This is a genomic window from Isoptericola halotolerans, assembly GCF_045689585.1.
In the GTDB taxonomy this organism is placed as follows: domain Bacteria; phylum Actinomycetota; class Actinomycetes; order Actinomycetales; family Cellulomonadaceae; genus Isoptericola; species Isoptericola halotolerans_B.
The window spans coordinates 1,393,251-1,411,466 of record NZ_CP140108.1 but is presented as its reverse complement, the minus strand read 5'-3'; the positions used below and the strand labels follow the sequence as shown (position 1 = coordinate 1,411,466).

Annotated in this window: 16 protein-coding genes and 1 riboswitch; of the genes, 8 read left to right on the top strand and 8 right to left on the bottom strand. The window is 69.1% G+C overall.

All coding sequences use genetic code 11. From position 1 onward, the window contains the following. Positions 1-81: 81 nt before the first annotated feature. The 4 genes from UQW22_RS06660 to UQW22_RS06645 all read left to right on the top strand — a co-directional run bounded on the left by UQW22_RS06660 (position 82) and on the right by UQW22_RS06645 (position 5,364). Complete coding sequence (locus UQW22_RS06660) at positions 82-1,983, top strand: DUF3352 domain-containing protein (RefSeq protein WP_407320120.1); 1,902 nt, start codon at positions 82-84, stop codon at positions 1,981-1,983. A gap of 77 nt (positions 1,984-2,060) precedes the next feature. Beyond that, positions 2,061-3,440 carry an NAD(P)-binding protein gene (locus UQW22_RS06655; RefSeq protein ID WP_407320119.1) on the top strand — a complete coding sequence of 460 codons (1,380 nt, stop codon included), beginning with the start codon at positions 2,061-2,063 and terminating at the stop codon, positions 3,438-3,440. A 267-nt stretch (positions 3,441-3,707) separates the two neighbouring features. Further along, a complete protein-coding gene (locus tag UQW22_RS06650; RefSeq protein WP_407320118.1) occupies positions 3,708-4,871 on the top strand; it encodes a Fic family protein in 1,164 nt (387 codons plus the stop codon). Positions 4,872-4,950: 79 nt separating this feature from the next. Next, on the top strand, positions 4,951-5,364 hold the full coding sequence (locus tag UQW22_RS06645) for a hypothetical protein (RefSeq protein ID WP_407320117.1): 414 nt from the start codon (positions 4,951-4,953) through the stop codon (positions 5,362-5,364). Here UQW22_RS06645 and UQW22_RS06640 read toward each other — a convergent pair. The 3 genes from UQW22_RS06640 to UQW22_RS06630 all read right to left on the bottom strand — a co-directional run bounded on the left by UQW22_RS06640 (position 5,337) and on the right by UQW22_RS06630 (position 7,381). Continuing rightward, positions 5,337-5,894, bottom strand: a complete 558-nt coding sequence (locus tag UQW22_RS06640) for a hypothetical protein (RefSeq protein WP_407320116.1) — start codon at positions 5,892-5,894, stop codon at positions 5,337-5,339. The two genes, UQW22_RS06645 and UQW22_RS06640, sit on opposite strands and share 28 nt — an antisense overlap. A 128-nt stretch (positions 5,895-6,022) precedes the next feature. Then, positions 6,023-6,448, bottom strand: coding sequence for a very short patch repair endonuclease (locus tag UQW22_RS06635; protein WP_407320115.1), 426 nt, complete (start codon positions 6,446-6,448; stop codon positions 6,023-6,025). A gap of 54 nt (positions 6,449-6,502) precedes the next feature. Further along, entirely contained in the window at positions 6,503-7,381 is an 879-nt protein-coding gene (locus tag UQW22_RS06630; RefSeq protein ID WP_407320114.1) for an NgoMIV family type II restriction endonuclease, read from the bottom strand. 103 nt (positions 7,382-7,484) lie between these two features. Between UQW22_RS06630 and UQW22_RS06625 the strand changes: the two genes are divergently transcribed. Further along, positions 7,485-8,624 carry a DNA cytosine methyltransferase gene (locus UQW22_RS06625; RefSeq protein WP_407320113.1) on the top strand — a complete coding sequence of 380 codons (1,140 nt, stop codon included), beginning with the start codon at positions 7,485-7,487 and terminating at the stop codon, positions 8,622-8,624. A gap of 4 nt (positions 8,625-8,628) precedes the next feature. Here UQW22_RS06625 and UQW22_RS06620 read toward each other — a convergent pair whose 3' ends face one another. From UQW22_RS06620 to UQW22_RS06610, 3 genes are all read right to left on the bottom strand, one after another. Next, complete coding sequence (locus UQW22_RS06620; protein ID WP_407320112.1) at positions 8,629-9,393, bottom strand: NgoMIV family type II restriction endonuclease; 765 nt, start codon at positions 9,391-9,393, stop codon at positions 8,629-8,631. Next, positions 9,390-11,333: a DUF262 domain-containing protein gene (locus UQW22_RS06615; RefSeq protein WP_407320111.1), complete on the bottom strand. Its 1,944-nt coding sequence runs from the start codon at positions 11,331-11,333 to the stop codon at positions 9,390-9,392. The genes UQW22_RS06620 and UQW22_RS06615 overlap by 4 nt, the downstream gene beginning before the upstream one ends. A gap of 227 nt (positions 11,334-11,560) precedes the next feature. After that, positions 11,561-11,678: riboswitch (SAM riboswitch) on the bottom strand. 103 nt (positions 11,679-11,781) lie between these two features. Beyond that, positions 11,782-12,594, bottom strand: a complete 813-nt coding sequence (locus UQW22_RS06610; protein ID WP_407320110.1) for a DUF4352 domain-containing protein — start codon at positions 12,592-12,594, stop codon at positions 11,782-11,784. Positions 12,595-12,936: 342 nt separating this feature from the next. On the opposite strand from UQW22_RS06610, the gene UQW22_RS06605 reads away from it, so the two are divergent. Both UQW22_RS06605 and UQW22_RS06600 read left to right on the top strand, forming a co-directional pair. Next, positions 12,937-14,148, top strand: a complete 1,212-nt coding sequence (locus UQW22_RS06605; protein WP_407320109.1) for a sensor histidine kinase — start codon at positions 12,937-12,939, stop codon at positions 14,146-14,148. Positions 14,149-14,203: 55 nt separating this feature from the next. Continuing rightward, positions 14,204-14,854, top strand: a complete 651-nt coding sequence (locus tag UQW22_RS06600) for a response regulator (RefSeq protein ID WP_407320108.1) — start codon at positions 14,204-14,206, stop codon at positions 14,852-14,854. An 8-nt stretch (positions 14,855-14,862) separates the two neighbouring features. Here the strand turns inward: UQW22_RS06600 and UQW22_RS06595 are convergent, their stop codons facing one another. Then, a complete protein-coding gene (locus UQW22_RS06595; protein ID WP_407320107.1) occupies positions 14,863-16,116 on the bottom strand; it encodes an ATP-binding protein in 1,254 nt (417 codons plus the stop codon). Between the two features lie 191 nt (positions 16,117-16,307). Here UQW22_RS06595 and UQW22_RS06590 point away from each other — a divergent pair, with 191 nt between their 5' ends. Beyond that, positions 16,308-17,573, top strand: a complete 1,266-nt coding sequence (locus UQW22_RS06590; RefSeq protein WP_407320106.1) for an endonuclease/exonuclease/phosphatase family protein — start codon at positions 16,308-16,310, stop codon at positions 17,571-17,573. On the opposite strand, the gene UQW22_RS06585 is transcribed toward UQW22_RS06590, so the two are convergent. Continuing rightward, positions 17,519-18,073 carry a GNAT family N-acetyltransferase gene (locus UQW22_RS06585; RefSeq protein ID WP_407320105.1) on the bottom strand — a complete coding sequence of 185 codons (555 nt, stop codon included), beginning with the start codon at positions 18,071-18,073 and terminating at the stop codon, positions 17,519-17,521. The two genes, UQW22_RS06590 and UQW22_RS06585, sit on opposite strands and share 55 nt — an antisense overlap. Positions 18,074-18,216 lie beyond the last annotated feature (143 nt).

The following is an 18,216-nucleotide window of genomic DNA, read 5'->3' as shown; positions in this document are numbered from 1 at the left end:
CCATGGACGTCCCTTCCGGCACGGCCGGTCGCTCGGTACGGTCGGCATCCCGCCACCGACTACTTCCAGGGGGACACCTTCGTGACCGACCAGCCGCCGCAGCCTCAGCCCGGAGCACCTGCAGACCCGCCGTCTGACCAGAACCCCACCGAGCCGGCTGGGACTGCAGCGGCCGCGGCGCCCGCTGAGACCGCCGCGCCGGCCGAGCCCGCAGAGCCCACGGGGCCCGCGCGGCGCTCGCGCAAGGGCCTGGTGATCGGCGGCTCGGTCGCCGCCGGAGTCCTGCTCCTGGGCGGGGCCGGTGCCGCCGCCTACGCCATGCTGGACGGCGGTGGCGCTCAGCCGGAGGCGGCGCTGCCCGCCTCCACGATCGGGTACGTGCGCGTGGACCTCGACCCGTCGGCCGAGCAGAAGATCAACCTGCTGCGCCTGGCGGACCGCCTGCCCGACTTCTCCGAGGACCTGGGCGTCGAGGTCACCGAGGACTCGGACCTCAAGCAGGTCATCGTCGACGCGCTCGTCGCGAACGGCGAGTGCGAGGTCGACTACGACGCCGACGTCGCCCCGTGGATCGGTGACCGCACCGCGCTCGCCGCGGTCCCCGGCGTCGACGGCGAGCCCCAGCCGGTCTGGGTGCTGGCCGTCACCGACGAGGACGCCGCCCGCCCTGCGCTCGAGTCGGGCCTGGGCTGCGGCGAGGCCCTCGACGCCGGCCAGCTCGCCTTCACCGAGGGCTACGCGCTCATCACCGACGGCACGGCCGCGGCCGACGTCGTGGCCGACGCCGAGGAGAGCTCGCTCGCGGACGACGAGGTCTTCACCGCGGACATGGAGGCGCTCGGCGACGCGGGGCTCGTGTCGTTCTGGGCCGACGCCGAGGCCGCCCTCGACTGGTCGCTCGACGCGGTTCCCGAGCTGACCGAGGGCGCGCTGGCCGAGAGCGACCTGGAGGACCTGGAATCCCTCACCACCATGGCCGGCGCCCTGCGCGCCAACCCCGACGGGATCGAGCTGGAGACTCTCTCTGCCGGCGACGAGGCCGTCCTCGCGCCGTACCGGGCGACCGGCACCTCGGTGACGGCGGCCCTGCCGGACACCACGCTGGCGGCGATCTCCGGCTCCACCGCTCCCGGCGCCGTCGACGACGCGTGGGAGCAGTTCCGCGAGCTGTACGACTCCATGGCGACCCTCGGGGGCGGGGCGCTCGGCGGCGAGGCACTGATGCCGGGCACCGAGGACGCCGCCGCGACGCCTGCCGAGGTGGACCCGGAGATGCACGACTACTGCGTCCAGGCCGCGTACGACACCTTCGGTCTCACGGAGGACGCGCTCACCGCCGACGACGAGATGCTGGTCGACATCTTCGTGGACTCCTGCACCGGCGCGTCGGCGGACGTGTCGGCCACCGCCACCGACGACCCCTGGGGCGGGGCCGGCCAGCCCGACCTGGACGGCATCGTGGCGCTGCTCGAGGACGAGTACGGCATCCGGCTGCCCGACGACCTGGTGACGCTCGCCGGCGAGCAGATCGCGATCGCCGTCGACTCCCGCGGCCTCGACTCGCTGGACACGGTGGCGGGCATGTCCGACGTCTCCGTGGGCGTGCGCACCGTCGGGGACACCGCGGCCCTCGAGGACCTCGCCGGCCGCATCGATGGCCTGCTGACCGACTCCGGCACGGACCCGCTGACGACCTCGCCGGCCGACGACGGGTTCGTGTTCGCGACGAACGACGCGTACGCCACCGAGATCGCCGCGGACGGCGGCCTCGGCTCCACGGACGCCTACCGCAGCGTCGTCAGCCCCGAGGACGCGAGCGGCGTGCTGTACGTCGACCTCGACCTGCTGACGGACGTGCTGCGTCCCGTGCTGGAGTCGGACCCGGAAGCCCTCGGCTACCTCGAGCCGCTGCGCGCGGCGGGCATGACCACCAGCGCCGACGACACGCACGCGAGGGCGACGTTCCGCGTCAGCTTCGACTGACGTCGTCACCGGCCGGTCGTGGAGCGGTCCCGCGAGGGGCCGCTCCACGGCCCGGCTCGCTGGGAGACACTGGTCCCATGGGCAGAGCCCTGGAGACCGACTACCTCGTCATCGGCGCGGGGGCCGCCGGCATGGCGTTCACCGACGCGGTGCTGGACCACAGCGACGCGCACGTGACGCTCGTCGACCGGCGTGACGCCGTCGGCGGCCACTGGCGCGACGCCTATCCCTTCGTCCGACTGCACCAGGCGTCGCCGTTCTACGGGGTGGCGTCGACGCCGTTCGGCGGGGCGATCCAGACGTCCGGTCCGGAGGCCGGCCTGCACGAGCGCGCCACCGGCGCCGAGGTCTGCGACTACTACGAGCGCGTGCTGCGCGAGCGGTTCGAGCCCAGCGGGCGCTTCACGTTCCTCGGCGACCATGACGTGTCCGACGGCGGACGAGTGGTCGCGCTCGGTCCCGGCGTCGAGCGGGACGTGCGCGTCCGGCGGCGCGTCGTGGACGCCCGGTACCTGTCGCCGCGCATCCCCGCGCTGGAGCCGCCGCCGTTCGAGGTGTCCGACGGCGTCACCTGCGTGCCCGTGGGTGAGCTGCCGTTCGTGGCGGAGTCGGCCAGGTCGTTCGTGGTGGTCGGGTCGGGGAAGACCGCGACCGACGCGATCGTCTGGCTGCTGGGGCGCGGGGTGTCGCCCGAGGAGGTGTGCTGGGTGCGGCCGCGCGACCCCTGGATGCTCGACCGGGCCGTGGTGCAGCCTGACCCGGCGGTCTTCCTGGGGATGGCTGCGTCGATGATGGAGGCGGGGGCCGCGGCGTCCTCGGTGGACGAGTTCTTCCTGCGCCTCGAGGACGACGGCGTGATGCTCCGGGTCGACCGGGACGTGGTGCCGACCATGGCGCGGGTGCCGACGCTGGCACGGTGGGAGCTCGAGCTGCTGCGGACCGTGGAGAACGTGGTGCGGCTCGGGCACGTGCGGCGGGTGTCGCCGGGGCTGGTGTCGCTCGACCGCGGGGACCTGCGGATCGGGGCAGGCGCCGTCGTCGTGCACTGTGCTGCTGAAGGGCTGCGGCAGCGGCCGGCCGTGCCCATCTGGTCCGACGGACGCATGGTGCTGCAGCCCGTGCGGGCCGGGTTCCCGTGCTTCGGGGCGGCGCTGGCGGGGTACGTCGAGGCGACGCGGCCGGCGTGGAGCGATGCGGACCTGAACGCGCTGTGCCCCTCCACCCCGCTGTTCTCGACTCCGTCCGAGTGGGTCGGCGTCCAGGCAGCCGGAGCCGTGGCGACGGCGGCCTACATGGCCGAGCCGGACGTCGCCGCGTGGTCGCACTCGACGCCGCTCAACCCGACGCGGGTGACTGACGTTGATCGGGGGCGCGGTGAGGTGGTGGAGGCTGTCGGGCGGCTGAAGGTCGTGTCGGAGGCCGGGGTGCAGGGGTTGGAGCGGCTCGGCCGAATGTGAGGAGTGGGTCGGCGATCGCTGCGGATCGGCGACGCTCCGCGTGCAGAACGGCGAAACATGGCCTGCAGATCGGCGAGAACTGATGTGCAAAACGGCAAGATGCGATTCCAACGCCTACGCGGCCCGGGCTCCATCGGCGTCGTTCCGCGGCCCTCGAGACCCGCCGCGCCACTGGCTCCGGCCCTTGTCACTATGTCTTAATCATTGCGTCATCCGTGCGCGTCGTGACACTATGATTAAGTCATTGTGTCACGCGGGGAGCGGATCGTGCCCACCATCTACCGAACGCCCGAGACCGACCTCGAGGACACCGGAGTCATCGCCGAGATCCAGGACCTCCGCGACTCCCTCGCGCTGATGCTCCGCACGCCGCGCCGCTGGACGAACGGTATGCGCCGAACCACCCAGGCGCGCGCCATCCAAGGGTCCAACACGATCGAGGGCTACACCGTGTCGGACCAGGACGCTCTGGCAGCTGTGGACGACGAGCCTCCCCTGACAGCAGACCAGCGCACCTGGTCAGAGATCCTCGGCTACCGCCGCATGATGACGTACATCCTGAGGATGGCGCCCGAGCCCGGATTCGTCGTGGACTCCCAGACCTTGCGGTCGCTGCACTTCATGCTGATGGAGCACGACCTGTCGGTCGATCCTGGACGGTTCCGGCCTGGATCGATCTACGTCCGTGACGACGTGGCCGACGTGACGGTCTACGAGGGGCCACCTGCCGAGGTCGTGGCGGACCTGGTCGATGAACTCGTGGGCTCGTTGCGCACGGACGGAACCGACACCCTGGTCGATGCGGCCATGGCACACCTCAACCTGGTCATGATCCACCCGTTCAAGGACGGCAACGGCCGGATGGCTCGCGCGCTGCAGACGCTGGTGCTCGCCCAGGACCGCGTGCTCGAACCGACGTTCTCCAGCATCGAGGAATGGCTCGGCAGCAACACCGACGACTACTACCGCGTCCTGGCGGTCACCGGCGCCGGCGCATGGAACCCCCAGAACGACGCCGGCTTGTGGATCAAGTTCAGCCTCCGTGCCCACCACATGCAGGCCCAGACGTTGCAGCGCCGGTTCGACGAGGCCGACCGGACATGGGTGGCGCTCGACGAGCTCATCGCGCAGTTCAGCCTGCAGCCCCGCGTCGCCGACGCTCTGTTCGACGCCGTCCGCGGGCTACGGGTCGTCCGCCCTACCTATGTGAAGCAGAGCGGGGTCGAGGAGCAGACGGCGAGCCGTGACCTGCGAGGGCTCGTCTCGGCGGGTCTGCTCGAAGCCCACGGGCAGACGCGGGGCCGCTACTACACGGCGAGCGGGGCGCTGCGGGATCTCGGGGAGGAGATCAGGGCTGACCGGCCGGCGCTCGTCGACCCTTATCCGTGGTTGATCGGGGAACTGCGGCGGCAGGCTGCGCGGCACAGCTGACGATATCTCCAGCTCACGGGGCGCGACGCTGGTGATCGCATGAGCTGACCCATCCGGTCGCCCAGATGACGCTGGGCACATGATCGACTCCATCAACCACTACGCCGTCCACGTCGGAGTCCACTACACCCAAGTCGGCGGCGCTCTACGGGCACTTCGCGAGGCCGGTGAGGTCGCAGCGGCCGAAGGCGACGGCTGGTCCGCCTGGGGCGAGGCGCTCGGCGACGACGTGAACGACGCGACAACCTTCCACATCATCATCGAGACGACGAGCGTCGTCCGGACGCTACGGCATATGGTCACGATGGGCGTGAACCTCATGGAACTCGGAGATCGTGGCCACGCCGAGCCAGGGACCGTCGCCGTCATCACCGAGATGCATGACCACGCCGAAGACATCGCGCAGCTCGCTGAGGGGCTGCTGGCGCTCTTCACGATCGACTGGATTCGTGTCGACGAGCGCGATCACGCAGGAGGCGTCTCCCGGCCGTAGCCGAAGATATGCACGCTCAGGACGTCGATTTCACGGCGCTCATCCCCGAAGAAGGCGCCCAGACGCTGAACCACTCGAGGGAACGGCTTGTCACGGGCGGAACCGTTTTGATTCCAGTTCGCCATGGGAACCACGAGGAACAAGTGCTGCGCATCCGGCGCCACGTGAGTCTTCCACAGGTCCTTGAGGTCATGGTTGTTGAGCGTCGTCCCCCCGCGCTCCACTTCGGCAAGGATGCCGCGCCCGTCGTCCAGGCGAAAGAAGAAGTCTGGTCGCGCTCGCGTGACGAGACCGTCTTGCGGAGTAAGCACCACCTCCTGGCCGAACCTGAGGTGGCCGCAGAGTAATTCGGCGACAACATCTTGCACGTCCTTGCTCTGGGCACCGTGTACGTGGATCAGATCGATGTCGGCGGCGCGCTGGGTCAGATGGCCCCGCAACTGGCACGCGAGGCCATCGACTGTCGTCAGTTCGCGTTGCTCGGCTGCCGTCAGGTGCGCTCGGGCGTAGCGCTTGTACGGGATCGGCATGACGCGCAGCTTCGCAGAAGCCCGGCAGCTTGACCAGCGTCCCGACCGGGCGCGCACGCGGCTGGGCGGAGCGTCGCTTCGGCCGTCTGGCTGCCCGCGCGGAGCCAACCCAGTCCTCAAAGCGACCGTCATGGATGCTGTGAGCCCCAGGCTCTACCCCGGCTGGCTGGTGCAGTCTGGCGGGGCACCCCGCGCACGAGCCTGCTGATCTCTCCTGCAACCTCTGCGGGTTCTTCGTGTTCCCAGAATCGCGCAACAGTCCAGCCAGCCGCCCTGAGGCGCGCGTTGGTGTCCAGGTCCCGTCTGCGGTTCGTCTCGACCTTCTTCGCCCAGTAGCTTTCGTTGGTCCGCGCAACCGTGTGGTGGACCGGGCAGCCATGCCAGTAGCACCCGTCAACGAAGACGGCCACATGTGCTCGTCCGAACACCAGGTCGGCGCGACGATTCAAGTCCGCTAGCGGGCGGGCGTCGACCCGGTAGCGGAGCCCGAGCGCATGAACAGCCCGCCGCACGGCCAGCTCGGGACCGGTGTCACGCCCACGGTTGGCCTGCATCCCACGGCGGACTCCGGGGGACGACGCCCACGAGTCAGTGTCCACAGTTCATTCTCACAACGAGATCGCGACGTCGACCAACTCGTCGTAGTCCCGCAGCCGGCGCTGCTCGACGAGGCGCTGGAAGGTCCCTACGGTGCGCCTCGACGACTTGTCATGTTTGCCGCCGTAGACGGACTCGATAGCCAGTGTCAAAGCAGGAAGATCGAGGTGGTATACGCAGTCGACATCACCGGACCCACCGCCGAGCAGATTGAGCATGTAGGGCCGTGGTTCCATCGTGACCGCAGCGAAGTGCGGCATGCGCCCGCGGCGCAGTGCAGAGAGCTTCGCGCCTTGAGACCTGCAGTCCTGTGCCCGGTCGGTGCGTAGCGACCACTTGAGGGACAGCCCAATCTCGAGCTCTGGCAACCTGCCGTACTGCGCATCCGCAACGGTGACGTCCAAGTTCAGCAGAGACTCAGTTCCCATCTCATAGACGACTCGACGCCGGTCGTCGACCTCCGCTGCCACCGCTGCTTCGACGTCGTCGATCATCGCCGAGGCGCGCCGAACGCTCGCTGGCGGGCCGGTGACGCGCCGGGTGACCTCTAGGGTCAGCCGCTTCCAGGCCTTGAGATACCCCTTTGAAGGTTCGATTGCGAGTTCGTTCAGCGCCCCGACATGCCTGTACTGCTGGAACTCGTTGAGCGCCTGCTCGGGTTGCACTCTGTGGAGCACTCCGACGGCCCGTACCCGTTCGCGTAGATCGTCGGCGACCTTGGTGGCGAAGGGCAGCCCGGTCTCGTCCTGCCCCTGGGCGTCATGAGGGACGCCCAGGGCCTCGAAGAGCGCGATGCCCAGGGCGACCGAGTCCTTCTTGGATCGGTCTGAGGTGTTCGGCTTTCCGTGGTCGCGGTATCCGCACAGGTCCTTCGCGAACGATGCTGGCACGCGACGACCGTAGCGGATCCAACGACGGACCTGCCCGGCAGTGTGAGAGCCGCGACCCGGCGAGGGTCCCGCGGATGTCAGCGGCCGACCATATGATCACGCCATGACGAAGCCCACGATGATCGACCTGTTCGCCGGCTGCGGTGGGATGACCCTCGGGTTTGCTGACGAGGGCTTCGTCCCGGTGCTCGCCGTCGAGTGGGACCGATCCGCGGCAGCGACCTACGCGGCGAACTTCGGCGAGGAGCACGTCATCGCTGGTGACATCGCGGGGGTCCGTGACGTGGTGATCCCTCCAGCGGACCTGATGATTGGCGGGCCGCCCTGCCAGGGCTTCTCCAACCTCGGGTTGAAGCGCCTCGACGACCCGCGCAACCAGCTTTGGCGCGAGTACATGCGGTTCATCATGAAGGCCAGGCCGCAGGTCTTCGTCATCGAAAACGTCGACAGGTTCAGCAAGAGTCCAGAGTTCCAGATGCTCACGGACGAGGTTGAGAGGGGCATGCTCAAAAACTACGAACTCTCGTTCGGTGTCCTCAATGCTGCCGACTTCGGGGTAGCTCAGCGCCGACGCCGAACGATCGTCATCGGCTCCCGCGTGGGGAAGATCGAGCTTCCGTCACCTACCCACGCTCGGAGCCCCGAGCCTGGATCGGGCCTCATGCCTTGGCGTACTGTGCGCGACAGGATCGGGGGCTTGCCCACTCGGCCGGGTTCGACAGAGCTGCCCGAGTCTGTGACCGAATTCTTCGGTGAGGCAATGCCGGGCGTATTCAAGGGACTCGATATCCATTTCCGTCGCGACCCTCGTCCGCTCTCGCTCGAGAGGTATTCATACGTTCCGCCGGGCGGTGGACGGTTCGATGTGCCAACCGAGCTTCTCCCGCGTTGCTGGCGCGAGAAGCCGACGGGGACTACCGACGTCATGGGTCGTATGCGCTGGGACTTCCCATCGCATACGATTCGAACCGAGTTCTTCAAGCCCGAGAAAGGGTCGTACCTGCACCCGCAGTGGGTTCCGGATCAGCGGCGGAGAGACGACGATCGGATCTTCATCAAGGGGGACCCGAACCTCTCGGTTGACCGGGTAGTCACCCACTTCGAGGCGAGCCTCCTCCAGGACTTCCCTGAGGACTACCAGTGGGTCGGATCGAAGATCGCGATTGCGAAGCAGATCGGCAATGCAGTGCCGTCCGGGCTTGCGCGCGCGATCGCTCGTCAAGTGAGACCGTACATCGCCTGATGTACTACCACGCTGCGAGCGTGGGTGCCAGTTCGGCATACGACTTGAGTCGTCCTTGTTCGACACATTCGCGCCAGGCATCCTGCTGCTCTCGGTTACCCACTTCGGCGACCGCGTGGTCAAGAGCATCGAACGCAAGATGATAGGTCGCGTCCACCTCTCCGGTGCCTCGCGCAATCGACGCGAGCCTCGTTGGAAGGGGCTCCGCCGTCAGCGTGACGAGATGCGGCTGGCGGCCGCGACGATGACGAATCATCTGGCCGAACTCGTGCCGGATGTTCTGGACCCGATCTGACCGGATGGTCCACTTGCAGGAAACGACGGCATGGAGGAACGTTTCGACCGCGGAACCACCCGCCACCGCATCCGCCGACGATGACGCGATTCCGACCGTGACGTCGGGCTTGATCAAGTAGTCCATGCCAATCGTGACCCGCAGCTCTGGCTGAGACCTCACCAGACGGTCAAGAGCGTCCAGGTGCCGGTACTGCTCGAACCTGGAGATCAAGGTGCCGCACTCGACGGCCCAGGATCGCTCGGACGTTGCAGCATTCAGGCGCGCCGATAGATCGTCGCGCGTCATCTGCTCGAGCGCCGCGCCCGGATCTCGAGGGACGTCGGAAGCTCTCCCCCGGGCTACGCCAAGGTTGTCTATGACAGCGGCTGCCAGCGTCATCGAGGTGGCACTGGCGGTGTCGGCCGTGTTGGGAACCAGTCGTCCACGGGCCTCCTTCCACCCGAGGAGCTGGGTGGCAAACGATGCAGTCACGCGTGGACCGTACCTCCCCACGAGCTTCCCCCGCGCTTTGGCATGCGGTCTCGTGAGGCCACTTCGTTGTTGTGATCGCCGAGCTCGGCAGGACCGGGCCACACGCGACTCGCCACGATCGCGAGGAAGGCGCCCCGAGCATCGATCTCCGCCTCGTTCCAGTCTTCGACGGCGGCGATCCCCTTGTTGATCACGATTGCGCCCTGTTTCGCGAACTCCGGCCGCTTCGACTCCCACCCGCTATTCGATACGTCAAGATTGAAGGCCTGGGTGACGACGGTCAGGTTGCCCAGGCGATCCAATGACTGGCGGCGCTGCTGCACACGCTGGACGCTCTCGGCATCACTCGCCTCGGGATCGATCGACTTGCCGTCGGAGCCCCAAAGCGGCCAGTGCGCCTTCCAGCTACGCGGCAGCACATGTTCGATCTGGAGACCTTCGTACGCAATGGAGACGGGCGGTTCGTGCGGGTCCTCCAAGCGGATCTGCTCGTCGATCGCCCTGAAGAGAACGCGGATCCGATACTGCGCGACGGCGTTGTAGAACGGCCGGGTGAGGAACGCCGCGTGAACGTCCTCGTCGGTCGGCCAGGCCAGTACGCCATCTTGGAGTGCAGCGACCACAGCGTCGGCGACGTTCGCTCCGGCTACTCTCGCGGCCTGAGCCGCCCGCAGCACCCGCGCGAGGTGCGTTCCGTAGCCACGCGTCTGCCAGCCCACGTAAGAGCGCCGGAGCGCCCACGACTCCACGGCGCGGACAGCACGGACCTCGTCATCGAGGCTGATCGCGTCCGACGGTGTGATCCGCAGCCACGCGAGCAGCGGGATCGCGGTGGTGATCTCGAGGGCGTTGATCCGTTCGTACGGCGTGCGCAAGCGCGGATCGATGACCTCCGCGCCGTAGATGGCACGGTACGCCGTCGCGTATGCACTGAGCTCTCGGAGAACCTGCTCAGTGTCGGGTGCGCCGGGACCGTTCAAGTACTCCCGCGCCTGGCGATAGAGGTGGCTGACGTTCGCCTCGTAGCCCGAGACGCCGGTGAGCCAGACCGACAACAGCACGTCGCGACGTCCCCGAGCTGCGTGACCTCGACCGACCACCGCCTTCCACCAGTCGTCGTCAAAGTGCGCCCAGTACTCGTCGTACAGCCGGTCGACGTCGTCGTCAGCGAGCTCACCACGAAGGAACAGGAGGTTCTTGACCAGATCGATTGGAGCCAGCGGCGTCTGGCGACCATTGAGCACCTCGAAGATGACCTGGGCGTCGTCGTTGTCATCGAGGTCGATGACCACGAGCTTGAACAGGCTCGACAACGAGTCCGCAAATGCCTGGAGCCGCAGATGGTCCGGCTCGCCGGCGTCATTGCGCGCACCCTCTCGCACTGCCTCGGCGAAGAACCGGCGTGCCTGCAAATAGAGGTGGTCGACGCTCCCGGAATAGGCCGGGACGTCGTCCTGCATCGCGACCGGCCAGACCTCTCGATCTCGCCGGCGCGGCCAAAGTTTGTGTACCTCCTCGGGCGACTCCACGACGTCGTCGGGGTTGAAGAGCATGCGGCGTACCGACTTGCGGCGATCCGACCCGGTTTCCTGCAGAACGTCGAGCAGTCCGCGGACCAAGAGTTGTATCGTCGTCAACCGCTGCTGCCCATCGATGACGGACCGCAGGGCGACCCCTCCCGTGGCGAACGGGAGACTTGCACAAACGATCGCCCCCATGAAGTGGGGGGTTACATCCTGCTCCTTGTTTTTCAGCGCGGAAGAGCTGCCGTCTTGATGGGATCGAGCATCGAGCAATTTGTCCGCAGTGCTCTCGAGATCCTCGTACAGGAGTCTCCATTGACCTTCCAACGTCCACTCGTAGTCCCGCTGGAATGTCGGGATGATGTACCGACGCTCGGGTTTGAGGATCTCCTGCAGCGGGTAGGTCTTGGCGTCCATGCGTCTCCTTTAGATCGTCGACCGCCATGTTGCCAGAGGCTCTCGACCACGCCCGCGGTCGATGGCGGGTGAAATCACCTCGGAGCTGAGTGCCCGACGGCAGGGGTCGTCGTCGAATACGTCGTGCAGTCGGGCGCGGGGATCGACGGAGTAAGCGCCACGGTCGGTTCCTTCGTGTCCGGGCCATCGTCGGGCGTGGCGCACCAGGGTGCACCGGGCCTACGACGACTTCGCTTGTCCTCGCGCCGGTCGGCGCGTGGCCGGTCTTCCTCCTGGGGCAGCGTGCGCGAGGGGCGCGGTTGCCGGACCGGCACGCGGAGGGCGTGTTGCCGGTCACTCGTGAACTCCGACGGACCGTGCACAACCAACGGCGCCGCTCGCCACAGCCCGGCGTCGGCCCCGGCGCTCCTCACCAGGGCCGACGCGGCGGCACCACCCGCGCACGAGGTCACTCCACCGAGACCTCGACACCGCCGGAGAACATCGAGTCGTGGAGTTCGAGCGTCGCTGCGCTGGCATCGGCAGGCAGGTCGAACACGACCACGCCGTCCACGGAGTTGCCCGGGTTGATCTCGTTGAGGAAGCTGTTCGAGTCGTCGAGGTAGATCGCCGCCCCGGTGTCGGCGGAGTGGGTGCGCCCCTTGGTGTCGACGAGCTTCTGCGAGTCCCCGTCGAAGTACTGCGCCTCGTCGCCGATGTTCTCCACCGTCACGTGCACCAGCAGGAACCGCCCCTGGGCCTTCTCGTTGAGGAAGTCGTCGCCGATCTGCTGGACGTCATCCTCCAGCTCGGTGACGGTGAACTCGAACTTGCCGTCGCGCACGGGGTCGCCCAGACCGGGCAGGTCCGCGGGCGCGGGCTCCCCCGCCGCAGCGTCCTCCGCCGCAGCGTTCTCGGCCGCGGCTTCCTCGTCGTCCGCCCCATCGTCGTCGGCCGGCACGTCCGCCGCCGTCTCCTCCACGACCGTCACGTCGTCGGCCACCGTCGACTCATCCTCGCCGCCCAGCGCCGCACCGACGATCGCGACCCCTACCAGCACACCGAGACCGGTGAGCACCTTGTGTCGGGCGAACCAGTTCTTGCGCTTCTCGGGCGCGGGGGGCGGCGGCGTCCAGCCCTGCGGCGCCTGGCCGTACGGCGGCTGGGGGCCCGACAGCGGCTGCTGGCCGTACGGCGTGGCACCACCGGGCGCGGCACCGCCGGGCGGCGGGCCGAAGGACGAGGGCTGCTGCTGCGACGGGTCGGGCTGCTGCATGGACATGATGTCTCCTGCGGGTCGGGCGGGATACGAACGGCACGATCCTGCGCCGCACCACCCTGGCCACGGATCCCCCGATCAGGTCGGCCCACCGAGCCGAACGGTGGAGCCCGCACCGCCGGAGCGACCCGGACAGCGGACGCCGGGGTCGGGGGCTTCTCGTACGCTCACCGCATGCACCCGCCATCGCCTCCTCCCCCGCCCGGCGGTCCGCCGCCCGGGTACGGCGGCGGTTGGACCGGACACGGCGCCCCACCACCGCTCCCGCCGCCCGGGCCGCACCCGACCGCGCCACCGGTCGCCCCGCACCGGCCCGCGCGTCGGCGGGGACGCACCCTCGGGAACGTGCTCGGCACGGTCGGGGCCGCCGTCGTCGCCTGGTCCTGCGCGATGACCGGCTGGGCCATGGTCCCGTCGGATACCCCGACAGGCTCACAGCTGGCGGCAGATCTCCTGTGGTTCTGCGTCGCCGCCGGTGTCGCGGCGTCGATGGTGTGGCGCCAGCGCTACCCCGTCGTGGTGTGTCTCGCGACGGCGGCGGTCGGGATCGTGAGCCCGCTCGGTGCGGTCGCCCCGCTGATCGCCCTGCCCTGGGTCATTGCCCGCACCGACTGGCGTCGCAGTCTGCTGTGCGGCGCCGCCACCGCGGCCGCGCTGGTCGCCACGTTCTGGCGTGACGGCTCACGCACCGCGGAGAACGTCATCTTCTCGGCGACCTTCGAGGACGGCGGCCCGATGACGTACATGTCGCCCCTCGGCTACACGATCCTCGGGGCGCTCGTGCTCGGTCTCTCCGTCGGCGTCGGACTCCTGCGTCACCGGGCCACCCGCGCCGACGCCGACGCCGACGCCGCGCGCGCGGTGGCCGCTACCGAGGCCGGCCGGGCCGCCACCTGGCAGCAGCAGTCGCAGTCGCTGCAGACCGAGCTCTCCCGCCAGGAGGAACGCGACCTCATCGCCCGGGAGATGCACGACACGGTCGCCCACCAGCTCTCGCTGATGTCGCTGCAGGCCTCGGTCCTCGAGGTGTCGTCCGACGACGGCGAGGTCGGGGACGTTGCCCGGTCGATGCGGGCGTCGGCGCACCACGCGCTGGAGGAGATGCGCACGCTCATCACGTCGCTGCGGGAGGGCGCGGACGACTACGGCGCCCGCTCGTGGTCGCTCGACGACCTCGGCGACCTGCTCGACTCGGCTCGGGAACGCGGCGTCGACCTGGTCGCGACCGTCTTCGTCTCCGACGGGGACTCCGCGCCGGCGACGCTCACCCGCACGGTGTACCGGGTGGTCCAGGAGTCGCTGACGAACGCCGCCAAGCACGCCCCCGGCTCCCGGGTCGCGGTGAACGTCCGGGCCCGGCCGGGGGACGGCATCGACATCTCGGTGCGCAACCCTCCGACGTCGGCACCCGCCTCCGACGCGGTGCCGGGCAGCGGTTCCGGGATCCTCGGGATGCGCGAACGGTGCGAGGCGCTCGACGGCACCTTCGACGCCGGCCGGCAGGACGACGGCACGTTCCTGGTGAGTGCCCACCTGCCGTGGGCACCGACCCTGTAGGCCGTTCCGTGGGCGGGCATCGGCGATGTCGCAGGTGGGCGCTAGGGTCGACGTCGTGGTCAGGGTGCTGGTCGTCGACGACGACGCGATGGTGCGGAGCTTCCTCCGGCAGATCCTGACGAAGCGCGGGGTCGACGTGGTCGCGGAGGCGTCCGACGGCGACGAGGTGGTGCCGGCCGTCCAGGCGCACCACCCGGATGTCGTGCTCATGGACCTGCGCATGGAGCGCTTGGACGGGGTGCGCGCCACGGCGGCCGTCGTCGCGCTGCCGGACCCGCCCGGCGTCGTCGCCATGACGTCGTTCGACACCGAGTCCACGATCCTCGACGCCGTGCACGCCGGTGCCGCTGGCTTCCTCGCCAAGAACGCCGGGCCCGACGAGCTCGTCGCCGCCGTCCAGGCGGTGGCCTCCGGCGACGGCGCGCTGTCACCCCGCGCGGCCCGCGTGGTGATGGAGCAGGTGGCGGCGGCCCCGACGGCGCGTGGGCGGCGCGAGGCACAAGAGATGCTGTCCCGGCTCACCGACCGTGAGCTGGAGATCGCCCGCTGCGTGGCCGAGGGCCTGTCCAACATCGACATCGCAGCCCGGTTGTTCGTGGGCGAGGCGACGGTGAAGACCCACTTGAGCAAGGCCTGCCAGAAGCTGGGCGTGAACCGGGTCCGCCTGGCGCTGATCGTCGACCGCGCGGGAGAGTTCTCACTCTGAGCCCCCAGCTATCGGCTCATGCCCTCCGGCCATCTCCACAGCATCGCGATGGGCAACGCGTGGATCCGGTCGTCGATACGGAATGCCGCCGGCCCGGTGTGGAACACCACTCCACGCCGGAAGCGCTCTCCGACGCGCTCCTGCATCCATCGCAGGTGCCGTGCGTCCTTCTCTCCGACGCGTGCGGACGCCTTCACCTCTATGCCGAGAATGTCGCCGTTACGCGCCTCGATCACCAGGTCGACCTCGTGCTCACCTCCACGGTCGCGGAGGTGGGACATCGAGAGGCTAGGTGACGACAGACCAAGCATCGGTCGGATCTGTGCTGCGACGAAGGATTCGACGATGCGACCCAACAGATCACCTGAACCGAGGACGCCATCTGCGTCGACCCCGATCAACGAGGCGGCCAACGCTGTGTCGGTGATGTGGAACTTCGGCGACTTGACCAACCGGGTGAAGCGGTTGGAGTGCCATGCAGGGAGTCGTTCGACGACCCTGAGATCCTCCAACAGGTCCAGATGTGCCCGCGCGGTTCGCGCGTCCACTCCTGCCGCCTGGGCGAGATTCGCCTCGTTCGGCGTGCCGGCCGTGTTGTGTGCCACGGCCGCGAGCAAGGCCGCGAGACGCTCCGGAGATCGGATGTCCGCGATCTCGGCCGCGTCCCGATAGACGAGCTCTCCTCGGTACCCGTCGAGCCACGCGGACCGGGCACGCCGAGAGAGGCCGACAGCTTCCGGGAAGCCTCCCTCGAGGGCCGCCTCGACATAGTCCACGACGCTCGGTGCGCCGGGCATCGTCCACGTCGGCAGGTCGGCACCGCTCACCAGATGCCGCAGGAGGTCCTCCCCGGTCGATCCGGCCCGCTCAGCAACCGTCAGGCCGTACATCTGAACCCGTATGACGCGTCCGGTGCCTGCCCACTGGCCGACAGAGCGCCGTGCACGGACACTGCCTGTCAAGAGGAATCGGCCGCCCCCTGTCCCGGAGTCCACGGCACGTTTGACGGCACCGAGGACCTCCGGCACCACCTGCCACTCGTCGATCAGAACCGGAGGCTTCTGGACGCCCAGCAGCGCGTCCGGATCCGCACGCAGCGAATCAGCCTGCAGGGGCTGGTCGAGACGCAGCACCGACGCCGATCGCCGGAGGGCTGTCGTCGTCTTTCCACACCCTCGCGGCCCGACGAGCATGATCGCGGGGAGCTCTGCGAACAGGTCGTCGAGCACGTCGTCAACCAGTCGCGGCGTGTACGCGGCCATGCTCACCTCCTGACTGATGCGTCTTGTGCCGGATCGTGAGTGTCGCTTCTGCCGGTATTCAAATGCTCTTTCTGCCGGCCTTCTGGTGTCCTTCCTGCCGGCTGTCACCGAGTCTCGCCCGCCGGGGGCACGCGGCGCACTGTTCACTCTCGGTTGAGACGGGCGTCACAGGTGAGCGCTAGCGTGACGCCATGACGATGCGACGCCGCACCTCCCTGTCCGCCGCCACGGCGCTCGCCGTGGCCCTGTCGGCGCTCGCGCCGGCCGCCGCCGGCCACCCGGGCCAGGGACACGGCCCCGGCAAGGGCCACAGCCACGCCCACGGCCAGGACGAGACCCTCCGCGTCGCGACCTACAACCTGTCGCTCAACCGCGCCACGGAGGGCGAGCTGCGGGCTGACCTCGCCACGGGTGACGACGCGCAGGCGGCGACGGTCGCCGAGGTCATCCAGCGCGCGGACCCGGACGTCGTGCTGCTCAACGAGTTCGACTTCGACGCCGCGGGCACCGCCGTCGACCTCTTCCGCGAGAACTACCTGGAGGTCGGTCAGGGCGGTGCGGACCCGGTGACCTACCGCTTCGCCTACTCCGCGCCGTCGAACACCGGGGTCCCGAGCGGGTTCGACCTCAACAACGACGGCACGGTCGGCGGTGGTGACGACGCCTTCGGCTTCGGCCAGTTCCCCGGGCAGTACGGCATGGTCGTGCTCTCGAAGTACCCGATCGCCACGGAGCGCGTCCGCACGTTCCAGCACTTCCTGTGGAAGGACATGCCGGGCGCGCTCCTGCCGGACGACCCGAGCACGTCCGAGCCCGCCGACTGGTTCAGCGACGAGGAGCTCGAGGTGGTCCGCCTGTCCAGCAAGTCGCACTGGGACGTCCCCGTCCGGGTCGGGCGCACGACCGTGCACGTGCTCGCCTCGCACCCCACGCCGCCGACCTTCGACGGCCCCGAGGACCGCAACGGCCGCCGCAACCACGACGAGATCCGCTTCTGGGCGGACTACGTCACCCCCGGCAAGGCCTCGCGCTACATCGAGGACGACGACGGCGGCCGCGGCGGCCTGCACCCCGGCGCGCCCTTCGTGATCCTCGGCGACCAGAACGCCGACCCGCACGACGGCGACTCCTACGACGTCGCGATCGACCAGCTCCTGGAGCACCGGCGCATCGAGGACCCGCTGCCGACGTCAGCCGGTGCCGTCGAGGCCGCAGCACTGCAGGGCGGCGCGAACCTCGCCCACACGGGCGACCCGGCGCTCGACACCGCCGACTTCGCCGACACCGCACCGGGCAACCTGCGCGCCGACTACGTGCTGCCGTCGAAGCACCGGCTCCGGGTCCAGGACGCCGGGGTGTTCTGGCCCACGCTGGAGGACCCGTCGTCCGCGCTGACCGGCACCTACCCGTTCCCGAGCAGCGACCACCGGCTGGTCTGGGTCGACGTGTCGGTCTGACGCGCGTCGATCCAGTACCGTCGCCGGGGAGGCGTACCCTCGGCCGAGCGGATGTCCTGCAGCACACCGCCGCACGCCTCGATGACGGCGGCGGACCCGACGTTGTCGTCGTCGCACGTCACCAAGATCTGCTTCACACCGGCCTCGGCGAGCCGCGCCACGGAGTGCCGGAGCATCTCGGTCGCGTACCCCCGACGGCGGTGCTCCGGCGCCACGGCGTACCCGACGTGCCCGCCGACCTCGCGCAGGAAGTCGGTGAGCGAGTACCGGATCGAGACGCGCCCCACCGGCACGCCGTCGACCTCGGCGACGAGGAAGTCCGCGCGGACCCTCCCGGGCGGCAGGTCGGTCCCGGCGGCCTCACGGCGCAGCTGCTCGAGCATCTCGTCCCAGGTGCCCTCGGCCAGCAGGAACGTGAACCCCTCGGCCTCGAGCTCGGCGTGCATGCGGCACAGAACGGACTCGTCGTCAGGACGCGGTGGACGGAAGTTCATCGGCATCCTCGGATTCTGCCGAACGCCACCCGCCGACGCACCTGATTTCCGTGGTCTGGCGGAGAGCGTCGGGCCGGTCGGCCCCGCCCGGCAGGCCTCCGCCGACGTCGGCACCGGGTGCGCTGCAGGTCGCGACTGCCTAGGGTTGT

Excerpts from the sequence above, each read along its gene's own strand:
- UQW22_RS06640 (WP_407320116.1), bottom strand. The coding sequence starts at position 5,894 with ATGCCGATCCCGTACAAGCGCTACGCCCGAGCGCACCTGACGGCAGCC.
- UQW22_RS06655 (WP_407320119.1), top strand. The coding sequence starts at position 2,061 with ATGGGCAGAGCCCTGGAGACCGACTACCTCGTCATCGGCGCGGGGGCC.
- UQW22_RS06635 (WP_407320115.1), bottom strand. The coding sequence starts at position 6,448 with ATGCAGGCCAACCGTGGGCGTGACACCGGTCCCGAGCTGGCCGTGCGG.
- UQW22_RS06625 (WP_407320113.1), top strand. The coding sequence starts at position 7,485 with ATGACGAAGCCCACGATGATCGACCTGTTCGCCGGCTGCGGTGGGATG.
- UQW22_RS06585 (WP_407320105.1), bottom strand. The coding sequence starts at position 18,073 with ATGCCGATGAACTTCCGTCCACCGCGTCCTGACGACGAGTCCGTTCTG.
- UQW22_RS06595 (WP_407320107.1), bottom strand. The coding sequence starts at position 16,116 with ATGGCCGCGTACACGCCGCGACTGGTTGACGACGTGCTCGACGACCTG.
- UQW22_RS06590 (WP_407320106.1), top strand. The coding sequence starts at position 16,308 with ATGACGATGCGACGCCGCACCTCCCTGTCCGCCGCCACGGCGCTCGCC.
- UQW22_RS06615 (WP_407320111.1), bottom strand. The coding sequence starts at position 11,333 with ATGGACGCCAAGACCTACCCGCTGCAGGAGATCCTCAAACCCGAGCGT.
- UQW22_RS06645 (WP_407320117.1), top strand. The coding sequence starts at position 4,951 with ATGATCGACTCCATCAACCACTACGCCGTCCACGTCGGAGTCCACTAC.
- UQW22_RS06610 (WP_407320110.1), bottom strand. The coding sequence starts at position 12,594 with ATGTCCATGCAGCAGCCCGACCCGTCGCAGCAGCAGCCCTCGTCCTTC.